This window comes from Altererythrobacter sp. (assembly GCF_050299635.1).
Classification (GTDB): domain Bacteria; phylum Pseudomonadota; class Alphaproteobacteria; order Sphingomonadales; family Sphingomonadaceae; genus Erythrobacter.
Genome location: NZ_JBNKWF010000024.1, coordinates 12,590 through 32,950 on the forward strand (window position 1 = coordinate 12,590; position 20,361 = coordinate 32,950).

Annotated in this window: 13 protein-coding genes; 4 read left to right on the top strand and 9 right to left on the bottom strand. The window is 62.2% G+C overall.

Annotated features, from left to right (window positions below):
* Positions 1–7: 7 nt before the first annotated feature.
* From ACQY6C_RS12150 to ACQY6C_RS12175, 6 genes are read right to left on the bottom strand one after another with little or no spacing between them, the layout of a single operon-like run.
* A complete protein-coding gene (locus tag ACQY6C_RS12150) occupies positions 8–4,180 on the bottom strand; it encodes a HEAT repeat domain-containing protein (protein ID WP_427969091.1) in 4,173 nt (1,390 codons plus the stop codon).
* Complete coding sequence (locus tag ACQY6C_RS12155) at positions 4,177–5,001, bottom strand: hypothetical protein (protein ID WP_427969093.1); 825 nt, start codon at positions 4,999–5,001, stop codon at positions 4,177–4,179. The genes ACQY6C_RS12150 and ACQY6C_RS12155 overlap by 4 nt, the downstream gene beginning before the upstream one ends.
* Positions 5,002–5,036: 35 nt before the next feature.
* Positions 5,037–5,807: a hypothetical protein gene (locus tag ACQY6C_RS12160; protein WP_427969094.1), complete on the bottom strand. Its 771-nt coding sequence runs from the start codon at positions 5,805–5,807 to the stop codon at positions 5,037–5,039.
* Entirely contained in the window at positions 5,804–8,359 is a 2,556-nt protein-coding gene (locus tag ACQY6C_RS12165) for a poly-gamma-glutamate biosynthesis protein PgsC/CapC (protein ID WP_427969096.1), read from the bottom strand. Before ACQY6C_RS12165 ends, ACQY6C_RS12160 begins: the two co-directional genes overlap by 4 nt.
* 5 nt (positions 8,360–8,364) lie before the next feature.
* On the bottom strand, positions 8,365–8,742 hold the full coding sequence (locus tag ACQY6C_RS12170) for a response regulator (RefSeq protein ID WP_427969098.1): 378 nt from the start codon (positions 8,740–8,742) through the stop codon (positions 8,365–8,367).
* Complete coding sequence (locus ACQY6C_RS12175; protein WP_427969099.1) at positions 8,739–11,351, bottom strand: hypothetical protein; 2,613 nt, start codon at positions 11,349–11,351, stop codon at positions 8,739–8,741. The genes ACQY6C_RS12170 and ACQY6C_RS12175 overlap by 4 nt, the downstream gene beginning before the upstream one ends.
* Positions 11,352–11,766: 415 nt before the next feature.
* On the opposite strand from ACQY6C_RS12175, the gene ACQY6C_RS12180 reads away from it, so the two are divergent.
* From ACQY6C_RS12180 to ACQY6C_RS12190, 3 genes are all read left to right on the top strand, one after another.
* Positions 11,767–12,555, top strand: coding sequence for a response regulator (locus ACQY6C_RS12180; protein WP_427969101.1), 789 nt, complete (start codon positions 11,767–11,769; stop codon positions 12,553–12,555).
* A complete protein-coding gene (locus ACQY6C_RS12185) occupies positions 12,542–13,480 on the top strand; it encodes a hypothetical protein (protein ID WP_427969102.1) in 939 nt (312 codons plus the stop codon). The genes ACQY6C_RS12180 and ACQY6C_RS12185 overlap by 14 nt, the downstream gene beginning before the upstream one ends.
* A gap of 250 nt (positions 13,481–13,730) precedes the next feature.
* Positions 13,731–15,005, top strand: a complete 1,275-nt coding sequence (locus tag ACQY6C_RS12190; protein WP_427969104.1) for an APC family permease — start codon at positions 13,731–13,733, stop codon at positions 15,003–15,005.
* A gap of 15 nt (positions 15,006–15,020) precedes the next feature.
* On the opposite strand, the gene ACQY6C_RS12195 is transcribed toward ACQY6C_RS12190, so the two are convergent.
* The 3 genes from ACQY6C_RS12195 to ACQY6C_RS12205 form a co-directional block, all read right to left on the bottom strand.
* Positions 15,021–16,319, bottom strand: coding sequence for an acyl-CoA dehydrogenase family protein (locus ACQY6C_RS12195; protein ID WP_427969106.1), 1,299 nt, complete (start codon positions 16,317–16,319; stop codon positions 15,021–15,023).
* Between the two features lie 6 nt (positions 16,320–16,325).
* A complete protein-coding gene (locus tag ACQY6C_RS12200) occupies positions 16,326–17,654 on the bottom strand; it encodes a phosphotransferase family protein (RefSeq protein ID WP_427969108.1) in 1,329 nt (442 codons plus the stop codon).
* A 74-nt stretch (positions 17,655–17,728) separates the two neighbouring features.
* Entirely contained in the window at positions 17,729–19,156 is a 1,428-nt protein-coding gene (locus ACQY6C_RS12205; RefSeq protein ID WP_427969110.1) for an aldehyde dehydrogenase family protein, read from the bottom strand.
* 238 nt (positions 19,157–19,394) lie between these two features.
* Between ACQY6C_RS12205 and mtnP the strand changes: the two genes are divergently transcribed.
* Entirely contained in the window at positions 19,395–20,267 is an 873-nt protein-coding gene (gene mtnP, locus ACQY6C_RS12210) for an S-methyl-5'-thioadenosine phosphorylase (protein ID WP_427969111.1), read from the top strand.
* Positions 20,268–20,361 lie beyond the last annotated feature (94 nt).

A 20,361-nucleotide genomic window follows, 5' to 3' on the forward strand; every position in this document is an offset into this window, starting at 1 on the left:
CGGCGCCTCAGGCCGCCTTGCGCGATTCCAGCAATCTGCGGCTGCGTTCCTTGAGCGACTTGCCGAGCCAGCCGCCCTTCTGGCGCGAAGTCAGCGCTTTCAGTTCACTGGCGGCACGCTGGAGCGAAACCTGCTCCGCAATCAACGCCTTGTAGATCCTGTCCGATGCCCGGCGGCGGCGCACCGCGTCGCCCGCATCCAGAAAATCTTCGGTTATGCTGATCAGCCGCTCCCCTGCAGCGGCAAACCGGCCCATTTCCTGCTCCTCGGCGCTGTCGACTTCGCTTTCCGTCGCTTCGAATTTTCGTAGCTGAGCCGTGAGACGAACCTCCAGCGCATCGAGCTGGGCGGGCGCGATGGCGGGAACCTGCTCGATCCGCTCGCGCAGGGCAGCTACCGCGCTGCGAACTTCCTTCTCGCTCAAGGCCCCGTACTCCTGGAAGCTGGCGAGCATGCGGAAGCCGCGCTCGATCGCAACCGGATCGTCGTCGCGCAATTGCTGGCACGCTTTCCACACGGTTTCCCAAGCCTGCCAGCGATAGACCCAATCGAGCCCGGTGCCCTTGATATTCTGCATCCCCATGATGCGGTTGATTAGGCCGGGCGGGGTCTGTTCGGCGACCAGCCGCACGATCATCTCGCCCTTGATATAGAAATCGCGCACCGGCACCAGCTTGGCCCGGAAGGCGCGGCCCAGCAGTTCGCGCATCTGGCGATCCACCGAATCCTTGCCGCCGCCAAGCGAGGACTCCAGCGCTGCATAATCCCTGTGGAAATTGGCCATGGCTTCGTAATGCGCGAGGATCGCTTCGCGCCCAGCCACGCCCGCTTGCTCCAGCGCGGCAGCGAGCTTGCCCTCTTGCGCAGCGGTGATAGCCCGATCCCTGGCGATCTTTTCCGATTGCGGCGCAAGCATTGCCCCAAGCAGCCCGTCGAGCTCGGCCTGGGACAGAGGTATGCGCTGCTTCTTGGCCAGTTCCGCCAGCCGCTCACGCGGATCGACACCGTCTTCGAACAGCGTCAACCCTGCCGCATAGGCCGCCCATTCTTCATCGATGAAGCCGGTCAGGCCTTCGATATTCGATCCGATCAGGAAATGTTTGTCGGCGGAGACATCATGCACCAGCATCCGCGCGAATACGCGGCTGCGTGGTACGCGGTCGGCACGGTTGTTGACCACGGTGGTGACGAAAATCTCCGGGTCGTTGGCAAGATCGTGATCGATGAAGCCCATCCGGGTCCAGTTGCCCATCGCACCGAAGCGTTCATTGGCAGACATGCCCATGACGAATTCCAGCGTGCGCCCGTTGATTTCCGAGCGCGGATAGGTCTTGAGCACGCCAAGGTCAGCCACAACGCGGTCGGCCATTTCGCGCACGCAATAGTCCGGCTCCAGCCCCAGCTCGTCGCCCATCGCAGTGACCAGCGCGATATTGTAGGGGTGTTCCTCGTAAGGGAAGCGCTCGAGCAGGCTCTTGTGGATCAGGCCCGCTTCCTTCCAGGTGACCGCGCGCATCCGCGTATTGGCCTTCTCCCCGCCTTCCATCAGGATCGGGAGCATTTCCTCTTCGGTAGTCAGGCAGACCGAATTATGCGGGATGAACTCGCACATCACTTCGGGGATGTTGCGCCCGGCAGGGCCCTGCACATCTTCGTGATCGGGATAGGTGTTTGTCAGCGTACCGATATCGTCGCGCATCCAGTCCTGCTGCAGCACACGGACATAGGCCGGGTTCAGCCCCATGCATTCCCACAGGAAGACGCGCGTGCTGAGCCCTTTCGCAGTGCGCAGGAGGTTGAACTGCTCCCAGATTGTCGCCTTGTCATAGGGGCGGAACAGGAACATCTCGGTCAGCCCGCCAAAGGGATTGCCGATCAGGAACATGGCTTCGCAGCCGGTCGTCTTTGATACAATCGAAGGGCCGAGTGCGTTGATTAGCCCGGCCTTGAGCCGTTCGGTGCCCGATTTGCCGCGCGTGCCCCATCCGCCCAGCGACAGGGCGAGCGAATTGCGCAGCCGCCTTGCGTAGAAGCCCAATGCGATATGCCGCCCGAAGAACCACAGGCTGGCAAGCCCCAGGAACACCGCCAGTTCGACCAGGCTGTTCTCATAGACGGTCGTGGCATAGGCGAAGGCCTTGTCCCACAGCATTGGAAGCGCAGGCAGTATCCCGCCCATGCTGAACAGCTTGACCACCTCGGGATTGGGTTCTTCCACCTCGCCATAGGAGCGGAAGGTGATAGTGAGGCCGAGCTTGCGCAATTCGGCGAGATATTCGCCCGGCTCGCGATTGCGCAGCCCCGCCAGTCGAACGAAATCGCGCGAGACGCGCCAGAACGCGCGCATCCGCCGCCACAAGCCGGACGGCGCCTCGATTTCGGTGATACCGGCGCTGGTGTAGAGTTCGATCGTGCCTCCACGGTCGAGTGCAGAGAGCACCTGATCGAGCAGCGGCAGGTAATTGCGCCAACCGCCTTCCTTGCTTTCGAACAGGGGCTCGCCCGGAACCTTTGTAGGTGCCAGTTCGGCCATCCGCGCGCTGGGCGCAATCATCGAACCCCAATAGTGCCGCCCTGTTGTGTGGTGGAAGGCCTGGCGCTTGTCGGTCGCGCTATTGCGCCCTTCGAACATGATCCGCCACCACCGGCGGCGGAGCCACTCGCCGCGCTGAATGCTTGGTCGCAAGCCAGTCTCCAGCGATAGGCCGAAGTCGCGCTGTGCCAGCACTGCCATGACACGACCGACCTTTTCGCGATCCGCCTTGATATGGGGACGCAGCCCGCGAACGCGCTTGATCTGCGCTTCGCGCTGACCCTCTGTCGTCGCGCGGATCAGCCCAGCGATTTCGAGCGCTTCTGGGTCTGACATCAGCCAGATGCGTTCGCGCGCTTCATCGGCCCAGCGCAGCAGCTTGGGTGAGAGGGCGCGACGCCGGAAGAGAGCGATGCCTTCGCGCATCGAGCGCACAACTTCGTCCAGTGCCGCGTGCTCCCGGAAAAGGCACCATGAGACCGTCGCCGCCGCCGCGTCCATTGCAATCCGCAACACGAACTCATCGGTGTCGTAGGTGAGAATCCGGCGGATATGCAGGACATAGGTGGCCGGATCGACCCGACCCAGCAGCCGCGCCGGATCGGCGAAGATCGCCGCGCGCACCTGCGGATCCTTGTCGGTCCGCATCCGGGTCAACATCCCCCTTGCATGCTCCTCAGGCAATTCATGCAGGCTATCGGCAAAGGCCTGTCGCACTGCGCCGTCGGGATCGTTGGCCAGCGTCGCCAGCACGGGCTTGAGCTTGGCTATCCTGCCCAGATTCGCACACAGCATGCGCACCATGTGCCGCCGCACGAACAGTTCGTTGTCGCGCTGTTGCGGTGTCTTGGCTGACATGGAGACGGAGAGCCTGCGCCTCATCACCGAAGGAATCGAGGTGGGCGAAAGAGCCAGCAATGCGTCGAGCGCTGCGCACTGGGTCCACAGATCTTCGCTTTCGTCGAGGCATACCCTGCGCGTGGCGCTTAGCATCGTGTCGAACCAAACCCCACCGGGCCAGCGCGAAATCCTTCGGGCGATGCGTCCCATGCACATATGCGCCGCACGCCGCACGCGCGGATCGCCGCGCCAGTTGCGCATCCCAGCGAGCAGATCTTCAAACAAGTCGATGAAGAATGCGCTTTCGATCATGCCCGGATCTTCGCTCAACGCGTCGCCCGCGACCGGCCCCAGCCGCTCGAGCGCATAGGCAAGTGCCCGTTCACGCTCGCCCATCCGCTTGTGGAAACGCTCAAGCACGGCATCGGCATCGAAGAACTTCTCCAGCGCCTTGGCGTCGCGCTTGAGCTGGCGCGAATCAGCGCCCAGCGCGCGCGCGAAATCGAGAATTGCGGCGCGCTCTTCGGCTTCGTCGGCAGCACTGGTGAAGCGCGACTGGAACAGCGCTTCGGCCTTGCCCAGTGCAGCAATGGTCGCGCTCTGGCGGTTGCAGAAGCGCGCAACGATTTCTGCATGGCGGCGGGCAGGCATCGGTGCCGCGCGCTCGTCTGCAAAAGCGACAATCTCGTCGCGAAGGTCGGCATAGACAGGCACAAGACGCTCGGCCACGCCATCGTCGAGCCGTTCGGCCAACGGACGCGGCAGAGCCTCGGTCAAAGGCAGATCGATGGAGGTCGCGAGGTTCACCTGGCCGCCTCCAGCAGGCAAGATGCAAGGCGTGACCGCAGCGTTTCATCGCCGATCAACCGGGCACGCAGCGGGCCGGAGATCTCGAGATGGACGAAACCGCCGAACCCGGCGTCATGCAGCAATTGGCCTTGTGCGTTGGTCAGAGCGCCAAGCTCGCCTGTCTCATTGGGATAGACGAGCACCCGCTGCGGATCGAGCGCGAGGCTGAGACAATCGGCCAGGTCGAGCAGGCGCCGGTCCGGCACTTGCGTGCCGTTGCTCACGATCATGCCGGCAGTCCTGGCGGCTTCGCTCTTGCGGCGATCGCCGTCAAATCCATGCAGTTGCACGATCAGGCCACGCGGCTGCGCTTTGGCAAAACCAAGCGCGAATGCAGAGAATAGATGATCGGGGGCGCGTGCAAGATCGATCGCATGCGCACATGAGTCGGAGACCCTGCGCGGTGCCGAGTTCCAGGCCGCCGCCTGCGCCTGCGTTTCGAGGAACAATTGCGCGGCGAGCGTGCCGGTATGCCGGTCCGATCCACGATGCGGAGCGGTGATCGCGAGCGGTGCCGTCTCACCCTCGCGCATCAGATAGACGCCGCGACCCGCGCAATCGCCCTTTGGTTCGGCCAGTACAACGCCTTCCCAGCCATTCGGCGCGCGCTTTGCATGCAGGCCGAACATTTCAGGCGCGACCCGGTCCCGATCACCGCTCAACATCGCCGCGAACATCGCCTTGCCTTGTTCGAGATCGCCCGCGGTCAAGCGGTGGATCCCGTGCGCATCGCGCAGCGACGGAAAAAGCCATGCGGCAAGGCCTGCTGCAAGCACCATTATCGCTCCTCCCGCCATGATCTTGCGCCGGGCCATCATCGCCGCGCCCGCCTGGCTGCAGGCAGCAATGCCTCATAGAGGACGAAGGCCTGATAGTCGCGCCCTTCGATACCGGTCGGTCCAACAGGGCGCCAATGGTTCGCAGCGAGAAAGGTCATCTCGTCCTGCGTCAGCATGTCGGAAGGAAAGGCATTGGCAGCCGCAAGCGAGCGCTTTTCCGCCTTGCTGCGTCTGAGGAAAGCAGAGATCGCCTGCGACCCCAGGAAAGGACGCTGCTCATAAGCGCGCAGGTCGACACCAAGCACGCCTTGGTCTTCGTCCAGCACTTCGATATCCGCCTGCACGAACGGCAATTCGCTCTCGACGAGAATCTCGTCCTGGCCGGCGACCATTTCCGGCCGGTCACGGAAGAAGCGCCATTTCTCGCCCGAGGCAAAAACCTCGTCCGGCGAATCCGCGTGAAGATACACCTCTTGCGCGCCGACCTCTGCGCCGGTCGCGTCATACATGTGGATCTTCACACCATAAACAAAGCCCGATGCTCGCCCGTGATCGTCGGCATTCACGGCAGGCTGGATCAGCAGCTTGAACAGGGTGAGGGGCTGCGAAAAGGTGAAGGAAAGCGGACTCTGTTCTGGCAAGCGGTAAACCAGAGCGCGGGTCGCGAAGCGCGCGTCCTGCGCAGTCGAATTGCGTGCACCTGCGATATAATTGGCAATTGGCAGGCCGTACTCGCGCCCAGTCAGCGCCGCGATGGCGGCAAGCATCAGGAAGCCAATGAAACGGCCGAGGAAAGTCAGGCTCATGGTGCGCCCTCCCCATCCATCATCAACCAGCCGAAAGCGTAGCGCCGACCGCTCGTTTCATTAAAATAGCGCACGGTCATGCCGGGTCGAGCCTCGAGCCCTGCGAAAACGCGCGAATGGTCGGCGACTTCAGTCCGCAAGCCTGCCCTGCGTAGCGAGGAAACCAGTTGCCCCGTTCCGTCCTGTTTCGGCCCGATCCGGTCCGGCGCGAGGACCACGTCCACCCCGCGCGGGAAAGCCAATCCCATGGCAGGCCGCTTGCGAAGCTGGAATGTCATGGGGTTCTCCAACCCTTCCTGCGAGCGCACCCATTCCTGCCAGACCACATCGAAGGTGCTGAACGTCGGTCGCAGATAGCTGTCATCGACCGGAGCGACGAACAGCGCATTGGAGTTCCACTGCCCATGCACTGCAGCACCGATGCGGGCGGCCAGCGTTCCGCTCCAGTCGCGATAGGTGAGGACCGAACGCTCAGGCGCTTCGCCTTCGGCAATGAAGACATAGCCTTCGTCGCGGTTGGGGGAATGGAGGCTCCAATGCGTCCGTCCGGCCAAGCGGCAGCGCGACAGATCGAAGCCAGCGATCTGCGCGGCGGCGCGGGCGAGATAGGGCGCTTCGCCCTGGCGCAGTCTCGCGATCATGGGCGCTGCGATCTCGTAGCGGATGTAGGCGAGTTGCTCGTTCCTTTGCCACCCGGCTTCGGGCTCGTCGGGACGCGGCAAGCGACAAGGCTGTGCACCGCTGCCCTGTGCCAGCGGCGCAAGAGTGTTCGCAAAACGCCGAAGCGATGCAGCATCCAGTTGCAAGTTCCCGCGATCGCGGCCCAGTTCATTGGCGGCGACCACCCGCAGGCTGACATCCAGTTCAGGGATGGCACGGCGCAGAGCTGCGATATCGACCGCTGCCGCAGCGTTATTGGCGAAGTCGACCGACGGGCCTGCGCCCTCCGGCGCTGTGGCAAGAACAAGCTGCGCAGAATCGCTTGCGGACGCGAAGACTTCGGCAACGCCGCGATAGTTGATCGCCGCGCTGGACGGAGCCGTCGCAATGACCAGCCAGCTTGCTTGTTGGTTCGCCAGAAGTTCAAGCGCAGCGACGCCCAGGCCGGGCGCAGCAACCGGATCTGGCACGATAATCGCCAACTTGCGTTGGGCAGCAGGGTCGAAGACCAGCAGATCGCGTCCCGACCCATCGGCCCGCGCCAGCGCGATGCGGCCTCCCTCAACCGGCATGACATGCCAGCCGGAGGCTTTCAGCTCGACCTGGCCAGACCCGGTCGGCACGCCCGCTTCGAGCAACTCGATCAGATCGGACAGGGCCTGCGCCCCTTCATCGCTCAACGGCGCTGCATCGTTGCGAATGGCATGGACATGCGCGTCACCCAGCGCAGCGACCAGCAGTCCTTTGAAACGCGAGCTGGCAGCAGCTTGCACGCTGCCGCTCTTGTGCGAAATGCCCAGATATCCGCGGGTATTGGCGGCCGAGAGCGCGAAACCGGCCAGATTGCCCAGCACCGCGCCGGCCAGGCTGACCTGAAGCGTCGAGCGCGCCAGCCGCGGGAAGATGTTCTTGTCATGCGCCTTGATCGCGATCAGCGTCGAGAGCAGATAACCGAAACCGAAGAAGTCGGTCGTCTTCACGTCAATCTGCTGCCACACGATGAACCAGCCCAGCAGCATCTTCCAGGCAAAGCTGATGTTGAAGAACAGCAGCAGCTTTCGCCCGCCTTCGAGTGTGACGTTGGCCATCATCGGCAGCTTCAGGATCAGCCGCGCGGCGGCATAGATGATGATCGCTTCTGCAAAGGAGGTAACGATCTTGGTCGGCTGATACCATTGCAACGCAATCAGCGCAGGGATCAGGATGCCGGAAAAGTCCCAGCCAAAGCGCACATTGACATGGCTGGCGATCAAGGCCGTCAGCGTCAGGATGATATAGGCCTTGGGGCTCGCAAGGATCGAGCTGGCCAGTCCTTCATAAAGGTATGACACGCCGCTGATGCGGAAATTGGTGAATTCCATCAGCCCGAAGCGGATGATGAACCATGTAAGCCCGACTGTGACGGCTGCCATGACCAGCCCCCGGCCCAGGCCCGGTTTCCAGAACTGGTTGGCCAGAAGCGAGATAATGACGAGACCGAAGCTCTGTAGATTGTCGTCCCAGTCGATCCTGCGGTCGAAATTGGTTTCCAGCCAGCCGGCAAGCTCTGGCAAGAGGTAACCATCGAGCAACAGCCGCACCGCAATGCTGGCGAGGATCAGCCCCATGAAACGGTCGCGCCCGAACAGGCTGGGGAAGCGCCCCCGGCTCAGCTTCTCGGAGAACAGCCAGACAATCGCGTAAGTCAGGATCGCTTCAACGACAATCACGAGGGCTGCCAGCGGCTTCACGATAATCAGCGGCACCAGATAGCCCGGCACCACCAGCCCCGACAGCACCCAGCCGAAGCGCAGGTTGAAGAAGCACAGCACGAACACCCCCACCCACACGGTGGTGATGATCGAGCTGGCCAGCCCGCCTTCGGGAAAAATGGTGAGTGGGAACAGGTTCATCGCGGCTAACGACTTTCCTCGTTGGCAAGCAGCTTCGCGACCCGCTGAACCAGCTGCGCCGGTTCGACCGGCTTGCGGGCAAGCGCCACGACGCCCAGGGCCCGGTGCTGGTCGGTCAGTTCCGTCCCGGTGGCAGAAGACACAATCATCACCGGCGGGCGATGAAACCCGCTTTCATTGAGCAGACGCAGAAACTTGATCCCGTCCATCTTGGGCATGACCAGGTCAAGCAGGATCAGATCGAAACGTTCCCCCCGCACTCGCGCAAGGCCCTCATCGCCATCGGGCGCAGTCGAGACAGTGTAGCCTTCAAGCTCGAGAGTGAGCTCAAGCAGTCCTGCGAGAATCTCGTCGTCGTCGATTATAAGGATATTTGCACTCATCCGATCCGCCTCAAATCCACATTGAAACCGAAACCATCCGCCTCGCGCCCCCAGTAGGAAACGCTGGCGCCCCAGGCCGTTACCTTGTTCAGCCCTTCACCAATCACGCGATATTCTCCGACGGCTTCGGCTTCGTAATTGCTCATCAGCCACATCAGGCGGCCAAATCCGATCCCGAACCCGCCCGACACGCGGATATGCGTGCGCGCTTCGAGCTCTTCGAGCTTGAGCTGAACCGTGTCGCCCTGCGGCGTATCGGCGATGACCACGCGCAGCATGGCCTCCAGCATTTCGGCGAGCGCGCGCGGCTCCGCGATCGTGAACCCGCTCACGCCGGGCAGCTCGACATCGAGCTTGACGCCCAGTTCGGCAGCAAATGCTGCCGCCTTGTCGCGTACGTCGCTCACGACCTTGCGCGCATCGACCGGATAGCTGGCATCGACGAGGTGCTTGTTCTCCGCCCGGACCAGCTCGGCCACTTCGTCCAGCCTGGCCGTTGCACGACGCGCGGTGTCGCCGATGCGGCGCACGATCGGCTTGATCTTGTCGCCGGTGATCCGGTCGTCCCCGGCCAGATCCGCGCCCAGCAGGATCGCTTCGAAATCATTGCGTAGCTGCAGATCGATGAACAACGCCACGGCCTGGCGCAGATCGGAAGCGCGAAGCAGGTCGGAAACGTCGATTGCCTCGAGCACCAGCACACGGTCCGCGCTGCGCGCACGGCGAGCGGGTGCAGCGAGCCGCAGCACGCGTTCCTCCGGCCCCAGCTTGCGCATCGGCATCCGCATCTCGCCACCATTGAGCATCAAATCGTGCAACATCGCTTCGATGCGCGGTTCGTCGAGCTCCGTCAGAGCGGCCAGCACATCCGGCAAGCTGCTGTCGGACACGACCAGTCCGGCGTCGCGATAGATGTCCTGCATCTTCGCATTGGCATGCAGCGGGGAACCGATCAGGTGAAATATCATCACTGCCGTGTCGGCGGTGTCGAAGCCATGGCGGATCTGTTCGGATTCGCGCGCCACCAGCGCAATGGCGCTGGCGACTCTTTCATCGATCGGCTTGAAGCGTTCGTCCTGCCGCGATCGCGCATTGAGATTGGCGCGCCATTTCAGAAGTTCGCGGAAAGATGCCGCGATCGCGCGAATGAGCTGTGCCGATTTGCCAGGGTTCGATCCACCGGGCCGGGTATGGATCCAGTACAGGTCATGCTCGCCCCCGCCCATCCAGTCGATCCGCGCGGGCGCTTCCCAGCCCGGAACGAGATCTGCGGCATCGCGCGGGCTCAACGTCTGTCGCAATTCACCGAGGATCGGCGCAAGCTTGCGTTGTTCCAGCGCGATATCGTCAAGCGACGCATCATGCGCGCTGATTTCCTGCAGCGATCCATTCTCGCGCCGTTCGAAGACAAGGCTGCGCTCAACACCCGCCAGCCGCGCCGCGTGACCGATCAGTTGCGGAAGGTTCGCGCCTTCACGCAAGGCCGAGCGGCGGAAGGAGAGCTGTACGGCGCGAGAGGACGCTTCGTCCAGCCGCCGATCCTGCCATTTCTCGCGAGCGATGATGCGCTGGAATGTTACCAGCCACGGAGCCAGCAGCAGCGCCGAAACGGGCAGGAGCTTGCCCGCAAACTGCAATGCAGCCCAGCTTCCACCAATTACCATGATCGAAATTGCGAGAGGGAATACCAGCGCCAGCCGCTTGGCGTCGATCCGGCGATAGGCAAGCGCGAGCACCAGTCCAGCGATGCCCAGCAGCAGCCAGGCCTCCCACGTCCCCGCCGGGTAGGCAGCCCGGCCCCCGCGCAAGGTGTTCACCGAATGCGCGCGGAAAATCGCTTCACTCGTCGAATATGCCGTTGGCGTGAGCGGTGTGATGAGGCGGCCATCGAGTGCATCAGGTCGCCCGACGAGCGCTACAGTGCCGACCAGTTCCCCGCTGCCAAGCTGTCCCTCGATCACCTGGCTTGCGCGCAGCACCGGAATGCTTTGGCGTCGAGGCGTCCTCACGAGATACTCGTTCTGTGCCGGACGCACCCCGGCCAATGTGGCATCGAACACCGGAAGCGAGCCTTCTACGCCCGCAAGCGAAGCGATCTGACTACGGTTGATGCCATATTGCGCGGGGGCCAGCACGCGCGCGGCTTCGATCACGGTGGAGTTCCGGTCCCCGGTTTCCTGGGCACCGGCGAGTTTCCAGGCTTTGCTAGCGGGAACCCGCTGCGCCGGAAGGCCGATCACGACGGGAACCGGAGTATCCGCCAATGAGGCAGGCCGCTGGCCGAGATAACCGATCCTCTCGACGCCAAGGCCCGCAAGCGCCGCGTCGAGCCGATCGAAACGAGTGGTGCCGGATCCCTCGAATGGAGTATCTCGCTCGATCACCACGACCTTCGCCGCAGTGCCCTGTTCGTTCAGGGTCGCCGCGTCAAAGAAGCGACCATCGATTTGGCGGAACAGTCCGGCCTGATGCAGCGCGGCGACAGCGGCGACGATCAGCAGTGGGGCAAACCAGCTTCCGAACGCCTCTCGAGCCATGAGCCGCGCCCACGCGCGCTTGCCCGCGCGCATGAGCGCACGCGGATACGCGCGCGTATTGTGGCGCGCCATGCCCCCAGCGGGCGATCTGCGGTCAGTCACGGAAGGCAAGGCACAATTTCTCGAACTGGCGGTGCCTGGGCAGGAATTGGCGGGGAAATGCGCAGGCGTATATCAGGCCGCGTGCCGGTCATGAGATCCCCCTGCTGTCCACTGCGCAAGGCCTCTGCGCATCGGAATGTTCCGGTTTGACAGCTTGCCCCTGCTGCCAAAGGCGGGCCGAAATCGCCCTGCCAGTCAGACGGGCTAGGTAGTTATCGTTAATTTCGCGTTAGCAATGTTCCGAAACCTCGAAGAGCGACTCCTGGACAGCGGGCCGACACGCCGCGCCCTGAGAGCTGCCGCGAACCCTCCGGTCTGCAACGATCAACTAACCGGGCGATCAAGGTTAGTCCGATTTTAACCAACATCGCTCATTTGGCATCCTGTGTTTGAACACCCGCCCAAGAGCTGGTCCCGCAAGGGCAAGGCCGCAGGCGCATCGAGCGATAGCTTCGCCGGTGCTGCCGGACTGCGCGTGTTGCTGGCAGAAGACACGCCGATCAGCGCCGAGATGATGCTGACAATGGCGAAACATCTGTCGATCGACATGGACGTCGCAAGCAACGGGCTCGACGCGATCGCAATGATCGAGGAAGCGGCAGCCGATGGGCGGCCGTACTCCTTGCTCCTCGTCGACGTCATGATGCCAATTCTCGACGGGGTCGAAACGACCCGCCGCCTGCGCGCGCAGGGCATTGGCGAAAAAGAGCTTCCCATCATTGCAGTGACAGCTGCAACCGATCTCGACGAGGTTCGCAGCTATCGTGCCGCAGGCATGCAGGCCTTCCTGGAGAAGCCGGTCGGCATAGAAGATTTGCGCAGCGCGCTGCGCGCCTGGGGCCACGCCACGGCAAAAGGGAGGTCCCGGCTTCGGTCAACGGCGTTCGAGGCGCTTAGGGAGAAGTTCGATCAGCGCAAGCAGCAAACGCTGGAGCGGATCGAGCACGCCCTTTCGATCGAACCTGCCGGCGAAGATATTATCATGGAAATCAAACATTTGCTTCATCAGGTTGCAGGCACTGCCGGGACTTTCGGCGAGCCGAAACTCAGCGAGGACGCGCGGCGCCACGAAGGCGAGCTGATGGCGGCATATTTCGGCAAGGGCGATGTCCACGCAGCGCTTGAACAGGCGCAGGCAAGCCTCCGCAACAAGGATCACAATGGTGAAGATTGAGACGATGAAATGGGCTGCCAAAGCGGTCCTGGCCATGTCGCTTGCGACGGGGTTGTGGGCCATAAGCCCGGTCAGCGCCAAAGATGATGGCAATTTCGATGTCTTTGCTCGGGTCGAGCTGCGCGCTGTCCAGTCGGATCTCGACTTCAACGAGGGCGACGATGTCGATAGCTCCGGTTTCGGCGCAAGTGGCGATGTGGGCGCGCAATGGGAGCCGAATGAGAAGACCAAGGTTCGCGTGAAGATCGATGCAAGCGTGTTCGACTATCACGACAAGTCTCGCGACACGCGAGAAAGCATCGGTGGGACGATACAGCTAACGCATCAGGTCTCCGAAGAAATTGAGCTTCGTATGCGGGCGCGCAGAGTCGAGAATATCGCCGTCCTCGAGACCCTGGCGACTGCCGACCAATCCAGCGCCGATGCACGGCTGCAATGGGAAAGGGGCGACGATCGCATCCGTCTCTCCGCGCAATATCGCGAGCGCGAATACGATCTGAGCACTCCGGCCAAGGGCCACGGATACCGCCTCGACGCGCAATACAGCCGCCGGCTCGGCTCCTACCACTGGATCCGGCTCGACCTGCGCCACGAGGAAATGGACAGCAAGGATTCCCCGCGCCGAAGCTATCGGCGCAGCGGGGCAAGGATCAAATACAGCCTGCCGATTGCCAAGCGGTTGCGCGTGCGCCCTTCGCTCGAATATCGCGAATGGAAGTATGATAGCCGCATAGCGCGGGGCGACCCCGATGGCAGCTTGCGCGAGGATAGCTTCGTTGCACCCGGGGTCGATATCGCCTGGGGCCGCGATTCCCGTGGGCTCTACGCTTCCGCCAGCGCCGAATACCGGCTGCGCAAGTCCAATGACGAGCGCTATGGCGATGATGCAATCCGCGTAGGACTACGTATTGGTTATAGATTCTGAATTTATTGAACCAATTTGGCTTGCCTTATGGATGCGAGCCGTGCCCCGCCGTCACGTTGGGCGGGATGGATTGCGGTACCGCCAAGAGCATGCTCTAACCTAATAGGTTCACCTAGCCAATCCTGGGGAACCCCGCGTTCAGTCTGGATCGATTGCGTTTGACAATGCGGGCAGCGGCTCTAGCCTCCCATGCAGGGGCGCGATCCTGCTGGGGGGACAAGCAATCGCTGAAAATCTGAAGCCGCCGCGAGTGGTTGGGCCGCTCGGCGCGACCCTGATGAGTGTCAACGGGATGATTGGTGCGGGAATTTTCGCGCTGCCTGCGCTCCTCTATGCGGAAGTCGGCAATTTCGCTCCGTGGACGTTTCTCATCTTCGGCCTGCTGTTCGCTTGCGGAATCCTCGTATCGGCACGCCTTTCGAACATGTTCCGATCATCGGGCGGGCCACAGCTTTGGACACAAGTTGCCTTTGGCCCATTCGTTGGCTTCCAGGTTGGCTGGATCATGGTCCTGTCAATGGCCGCCGGACGCGCCGCAACGCTCTATGTGCTGGTTTCCTATCTGTCGGTCATATTTCCGATCTTCACACAAGCCGAAGCGCGGGGGATTGCGCTAGCGTTCCTGCTGATCGCGATGACCGGCATCACGATCTCGGGCATGAGAAACAGCGTCGAAGGGCTCGTGGTCGGTACGATCCTGAAGTTAAGTCCAATCCTGCTTCTGTGCATCCTAGCCTACGCCTCGGGAGGGATCGCAACCGAATACGCCATGCCCAGGTTCTCCGCGTTCGAGAGCGTCGCCTTGCTCGTCTATTTCGCATTCTCGGGCGCGAACAGTTCGTCCTATTCGGCCGGCGAGTTGAAGAATCCACGCCGCGACCTGCCTGTGACCATGCTTGCGTCGCTCGGTTTGATCATCGCCTTCTACATGGCGGTGCAATGGGCCTATATCGCCGCCGGCGCGCCGCAGGGCGAAGGCGATTCAACACCGCTGGCAGATGCCGCGCGGGCAGTGATGGGCGAGAGAGGCGCACTGTTGCTCAGCCTCGCTGCGATATTCTCTATCGCCACAAACGCCCTCAGCTTCTTCATTGCGGGGCCGCGCGTGGTATTCGCCATGGCCGACCGCGGCCTGTTGCCTGCGACTTTCGCGCATGTATCGCCGCGCTTGCAGACACCCGACCGGGCGATCCTGCTGTTTTCGGGCATCGTCGTCATCATGCTCGCGAGCGGAGCCTTTACTTTTCTGGCCACCGTGACAGCGCTCGGCGCGCAAGGGATGACCCTCTGTTTTCTGGCCGCATTCGTAGTGCTCATGCGCCGTTCCGACGAAAGGCACGACGGCATATTGCGGTTCTATTGGTGGCCGGTAATTGCCGTCACTGCCCTCTTTGCGATCTTCACAATCCTTCAGGCCCCCCAGAGCGCCTTCGCGCTGCTGGGCGTTCTATTGGTGGCCGGAACTGCGCTTTATTTCGTCGCGCGCCGCGAAACTATCACCGCGCCGGAGCCCGAGTTCGAATAGAGGATCGCAGGCCGTTTACGCGAACCGCCCCTTCTTCGGTCCGGCGTATCCGAACAGATAGGCCGCAACCTTGCGCATCTGGATTTCCTCCGCGCCTTCGGTGATGCGATAGCGGCGGTGGTGGCGAAAGATATGCTCGAAGGGCTTGTGGCGTGAATAGCCGATCCCGCCATGCACCTGCATCGCGCGGTCCGCCGCCTGACACACCAGCCTGTTCGCCCAGTAATTGCACATGCTGACCTTGTCGGAGATCGTCTTCTCGATCTCCTCATGCGGCATATTGTCCATCTCCCACGCCGTCTTGAAGATCAGCAGGCGCAGCATCTCGCACTGCGTGGCGAGCTCGACCAGGGGGAACTGGATCGCCTGATTCCGAGCCAGTTCCTCGCCGAATGGCTTCCTTTCGCGCGCATATCTGACGCTTTCATCGACGCAATACTGCGCCGCGCCCAGCGATGAGGCCGCCTGGCGGATGCGGTTCTGGTGAACGAAGCTCTGCGCCAGAGCGAGACCCTTGCCCTCCTCGCCCAGGATCGCGCTATCCGGTACCCAGACCTTGTTGACCGAGAGGCGCGGATGATCGGTCGGCATGTTGAAGGTCCACATCCACTCCTCGATTTCGAGGCCCTCGGTCGGGTTGGGGACGAGGAAGCAGGTGATCCCGCGCGCATCGCCATCCGCTCCGCCAGTGCGGGCGAACATCGCGCAATGGGTTGCGACATGCATGCCGGTGATCCACATCTTCTCGCCATCAATGCGCCAGCCCTGGATCCCGTCGCGTGTTTCGCGCACCGCGCAGGTTTCCATATGGGTCGCGTCGGAACCGTGATGCGGTTCGGTGAGGCCAAAGGCGACGCGGCGCGCAAGTTTGGGGTCCTGGGCAAACCCGCCAAGGATGAACTCCTGCTTCTGCTCCTCCGTCCCGAAGGTTTCAAACATCGCCACGAAGGGGAAATTGCCGACGATCGAATGTTCGTTCTGGAGATCGTTGTGAAGGCCCAGGCCCTTGCGCGCGAAATGCTCGCGGATCACCGCCATCCAGAGGTTCGAACCGTCCCTGCCGCCATATTTCCTTGGCGCTGAGAAACGCCAGTGACCTGCCTTGTCCGCCCGGCGGCGCACTTCCTGCAGCAATTCCTCCCATTCGCGGCGCGGCAATCCCTGGTTGTCCCAATCGGTACGGGCATGTTCGCGGCGATGATCGAAGAAACGAATGTTGTCGTCGGCCTGCTCGAGCGGCTTGATCTCCGCTTCGATGAAGGCGTCGAGCTCATCGAGATAGGCCTGCAAATCGGCGGGGATGGCGAAATCCATAGGCTCCTATTCCTCTCCGATCCATTTGGCGCGAGCGAGCGCGAGCATGGGATATTTCGGAACGTCAGACGCAAGCTTGTCGAGCGCGTTGCGGCGTAGCAGGGCGAGCAGCCCCGGCGACGCGAGCGAACGATCCCCATCAAGCAGTTCCTGCGCCAGGATCTCATCGTCATATTCAGCGAAGCAACCATCCCCACGTGCGATCATGCCCAGCGCATTGCGCGCGACGGCAAGCTGGAAACGGTCATGCCCCTCCACCCGATCCTTCATGGTTTCAAGCCATTCGGAAACGGCTGTCGCGATCTCCCCTGCGCTGGATTCGCCCACAGGTTCCGGCGCTTCTTCCGGCTCTGGAAGCGGGCGGTCCTGCTCGGCTTCGGGGGCTTCATCCTCCAGCAGCAGCAGGAGGTCCAGTTCCTGCTCGCTGGTGCGGCGCGAAATAACCACACGCTCGAGCATGCGATCTTCTCCGCTTCGCCACAGATCCGCATTCCTGAGGCATCCAAGCGCCCACCAGACCGTGCGGTAGATCAGCCAGAAACGGAACCGGCCTGCATCGAGCTTCACGCCGCTTTCCGCTTCATAGGCGGCGACATAATCCTCAAGCGAACCCAGCCCCAGCGCGGGCCGGTCGACACGGGAGAAGCGCCACACCGCCATGCAGCCGAATGCCAGATCTTCGTGCGGATCGCCGAAATGGGCCAGCTCCCAGTCGAGCACTCCAGTGAGGTGAGAGTCCCTGGCCAGAATGTTCCCGAGCCGGAAATCGCCATGGTTGAGCACGGGCTCCACAGGATCGGGGCAATTGTCCTCCATCCATCTGAGGCCCAGCGCGATGATCGGCCGATCGCCGCCCGCATCCTCGAATTGCTGTCTGAGGTCGGCAATCGAGGCGCGATAATCCATTACCGGAACGTCGGCGGGAATATCCTCCCGCCGCAGCGAATGGATCCGGGCGAGATCGCGCGCCGCCTCACGCAGGATGGTTCCTGCATCCTCCATTGCCAGAATCTGGCGCGGATCGGGCGTGCCGGGCAGCGCGCGCATCACGAAGCCGCTGCCGATGCCATCGCTCTCTTCGAGCACGGTCACCACCTCGGGCGCTGTCACCCCTGCCGCATGTGCGGCGCGAATGACCGCGGCTTCGGTCGCATGGCCAAAGGGCCGCCCCTGCATGAAGTCGAGAGAAGGCGCGCGACGCAGGACATATTGCTCGCCACCTGCTTCGAAGCGCCAGCTTTCCATCGTCGCGCCGCCGGTAAGCCGCACAAGGCCCGACAAACCGCCCAGTCCAACACGCTCCATCGCCCGCGCAAGACCCTGTTCCAACGCCATCTCGCCCCCTCAAACAAAAACGGCCGCCCGGGCATCCCCAAGCGGCCGTTCAATCATGGAAGTTCAGGCAATCATCAAGCGGGAACTTTGTCCCGCTTTACTGTGATGACCTGCGTATAGGTGAATTCCTTGAGACCCTCCTCGCCATACTCGACGCCGAAGCCGGACTTCTTGTGCCCGCCAAAAGGCGAAAGTGGCGAGAGATGGAGGAACTCGTTGACCCAGACCGTGCCGGTTTCAAGCTGTTCGGCAATTTCCACGCCCTTGTCGGGATTGCTGGTCCAAACGGCGCCTGCGAGGCCATAATCCGAATTATTGGCTCGCTCGATCACTTCCGCTTCGGTCGAGAACTTCATCAACGGCATGACCGGACCGAATTGCTCCTCCGCCACGATCCGAGCATCTTCGGGCGGATTGTCGAGAATGGTGATCGGCACGTAATAACCAGAGCCCGAAGGATCGACCTCACCGCCGACCAGGAACTTGTAGCCATGGTCCTTGGCATCCTGGATCAGCTCGCAAACCCGGTCGAACTGCTTCTTGTTCTGGATCGGGCCGACTCCGGTGCCTTGCTGCGCGCCGTCGCCCACGACCACAGTCTTGGCATAATCGGCAATCGCCTGGCTCAGCTCGTCATAGATATCCTCATGGATATAGATGCGCTTGGCCGCGACGCAGATCTGCCCCGCATTGGTGAAGCTCGACCAGAACAGCTGTTCGGCAACCTTCTTGGGATCGGCATCGGGCAGAACGATTGAGGCGTCGTTGCCGCCAAGCTCCAGCGTGATGCGCTTGAGATCATGGCTTGCGCCTTCCATGATCTTCTTGCCGGTCGCAGTCGAACCGGTGAAAGTGATCTTGTCGACATCAGGATGGCCGGTCATCAGCGGGCCGAGCGAATCCTCGCCGGTAATGACATTCACAGTACCCGGCGGCACCTTGTCCGCGATCAGCTCTGCAATGCGCAGCGTGGTCAGCGGCGTGAAGGGCGAAGGCTTGAGCACGATGGTGCAGCCGGACAGGAGCGCCGGTGCAATCTTCTGCACTGCCATCAGCACCGGGAAGTTCCAGGGCACGATTCCGGCAACGACACCCACGGGTACACGGCGCGTGCGGCTGAGGCGCTTGTCGCTGTCCTCGTTGATCTCATCCTCGAGGCTAAGGCCGGCCTGCGCCCTGATGATGGCTGGAGCTGCACCGATCTCGCCCATTGCCTGGGCATGTGGCTTGCCCTGCTCGGCAGTTAGCAGGCGATAGAGCTCCTCATGATTCTCGGCGATGGCATCGGCCATGGCGTTAAGCGCTGCGCGCCGTTCTTCGATCGGCACCTTCTTCCAGGTCTTGAAAGCAGCCCGTGCAGCAGCGACAGCCTGATCCAGTTCGGCCTTGCCGCAGGCCGGAACCTGTCCAATGACTTCCTCGTTTGCGGGATTGACTACGTCGAGCCATTCGCCGTTTTCGACCATCTGGCCGTTGATCAAATTCTTGTATTGCGTTGCCATCGGAAAGTGCCTCTCTCGATTCTGTAATCTTGACGGGGGAATCGCGTTTCAAAATTGAACTTTTTCGGATCCAAAGGCAAATCCTTTGCGAGTCTGCGGATTCCACCCGAAAATTAGCCTTGGCAGCCAACTCTCTGTGCGTAAGGCAACCGAATGCTAACCATTCCTTTGCCAAGTCGCAGCTAAGCGCATTAAGGATGCGCCAAACTGGCGGCGCAATGTGCAAACGGGGAAGTAGATGACCAGCCCGTGGACAATCGGGATAATCGGCGGATCGGGGCTTTACGCGATCGAGGGTCTGGAAGACGCGCAATGGATCGCGATCGATTCACCCTGGGGTAAGCCCAGCGACGAAGTGCTGTGCGGCCGCATTGGCGATGTGCGCGTGCGCTTCCTGCCGCGTCATGGCCGCGGCCATCCAGTCGCCCCTGGCTCACTCAATTCGCGCGCCAATATCGATGCCCTGAAGCGTGCCGGTTGTACGGACATTCTGGCCATTTCGGCGGTCGGCAGTCTGCGCGAAGAGATCGAGCCCGGCCGCTTCGCGGTGGTGGAGCAATTCATCGATCAGACGAAGGGCCGCGCGGCGAGCTTCTTCGGCGATGGATTCGTGACGCATGTTTCGATGGCCGATCCGGTCTGCGCCCGTCTCTCGGACATGGTGGCCAAAGCCATCGCCGCAGCCAAGGGCAAGCTCGCGACCGGTGCGACCTATGTCGCGATCGAAGGCCCGCAATTCTCGACCAGGGCTGAAAGCCAGATGTACCGCGACTGGGGAGCGGACGTGATCGGGATGACCGCGCTGCCGGAAGCCAGGCTGGCCCGCGAAGCCGAGCTTCCCTACGCGCTCGTCGGCATGACAACAGATTATGACTGCTGGCGCGAAGGTGAAGACGTGGATGTCGCGCAAGTCGTCGCGCAGATGCAGTTGAACGGCAAGCTTGCCCGTGATGCGATCGCAGGCTTCATCGCCGCACTCCCTGCGGAACGTGAGCCTTCACCGATCGATTTCGCACTGGAAGACGCCGTGATTACGGCACCGGACCAGCATGATCCTGCTGTGCTGGCCAAACTCGATGCGGTTGCGGGGCGTTTGCTGAACCCGGAGTAGATCCGCTCTGCCTCGGTTGGCGGCGCACGGCTTGATTGCAATTGAAACCGGGTCCAGAGGGCGACCGAGTTAGAGTCGCTATTTCGGAGTCGGT

Excerpts from the sequence above, each read along its gene's own strand:
- ACQY6C_RS12155 (WP_427969093.1), bottom strand. The coding sequence starts at position 5,001 with ATGGTGCTTGCAGCAGGCCTTGCCGCATGGCTTTTTCCGTCGCTGCGC.
- ACQY6C_RS12160 (WP_427969094.1), bottom strand. The coding sequence starts at position 5,807 with ATGAGCCTGACTTTCCTCGGCCGTTTCATTGGCTTCCTGATGCTTGCC.
- ACQY6C_RS12165 (WP_427969096.1), bottom strand. The coding sequence starts at position 8,359 with ATGAACCTGTTCCCACTCACCATTTTTCCCGAAGGCGGGCTGGCCAGC.
- ACQY6C_RS12170 (WP_427969098.1), bottom strand. The coding sequence starts at position 8,742 with ATGAGTGCAAATATCCTTATAATCGACGACGACGAGATTCTCGCAGGA.
- ACQY6C_RS12175 (WP_427969099.1), bottom strand. The coding sequence starts at position 11,351 with ATGGCGCGCCACAATACGCGCGCGTATCCGCGTGCGCTCATGCGCGCG.
- ACQY6C_RS12185 (WP_427969102.1), top strand. The coding sequence starts at position 12,542 with ATGGTGAAGATTGAGACGATGAAATGGGCTGCCAAAGCGGTCCTGGCC.
- ACQY6C_RS12195 (WP_427969106.1), bottom strand. The coding sequence starts at position 16,319 with ATGGATTTCGCCATCCCCGCCGATTTGCAGGCCTATCTCGATGAGCTC.
- ACQY6C_RS12200 (WP_427969108.1), bottom strand. The coding sequence starts at position 17,654 with ATGGCGTTGGAACAGGGTCTTGCGCGGGCGATGGAGCGTGTTGGACTG.
- ACQY6C_RS12205 (WP_427969110.1), bottom strand. The coding sequence starts at position 19,156 with ATGGCAACGCAATACAAGAATTTGATCAACGGCCAGATGGTCGAAAAC.
- mtnP (WP_427969111.1), top strand. The coding sequence starts at position 19,395 with ATGACCAGCCCGTGGACAATCGGGATAATCGGCGGATCGGGGCTTTAC.